Annotated in this window: 1 protein-coding gene; it reads left to right on the top strand. The window is 54.9% G+C overall.

Features of this window, described 5'->3' with window-relative positions; all coding sequences use genetic code 11:
- A partial coding sequence (locus tag SB764_RS39930; RefSeq protein ID WP_410866739.1) for a hypothetical protein occupies nucleotides 1-258 on the top strand: 258 nt, incomplete at its 5' end.
- Nucleotides 259-275 lie beyond the last annotated feature (17 nt).

Below are 275 nucleotides of genomic sequence, written 5' to 3'. Positions count from 1 at the left end.
CCGATCGACACGAGCTTCTGCGCCCCTTTGAAAGCGCGCGGCGTCAAGGTTGCGGTCCTTTACACGACCTATCTGCCGCTTCCAAAAAACAGCTGGTATAATACCTGGATCTCCCCGTTCCAGAGCCAGATCTCTGCTAAAATGGCGGAATGTGCGTCCCCCGGTCTCTATTTCGAAGTCACACCGACCGACGGTATCGCGGATGCAATGAAAGCTCTGTTCCTCCGAGTCATCAGGCAACCGCGCTTAACATCTTAGTGGATGCGCATCATGCC

Origin of the sequence: Paraburkholderia sp. SIMBA_027 (assembly GCF_046535315.1) — a bacterium.
GTDB classification, from domain to species: Bacteria; Pseudomonadota; Gammaproteobacteria; order Burkholderiales; family Burkholderiaceae; genus Paraburkholderia; species Paraburkholderia tropica.
The sequence above is the reverse complement of the archived record's forward strand: the minus strand, read 5'-3'. Positions and strand labels throughout refer to the sequence as shown.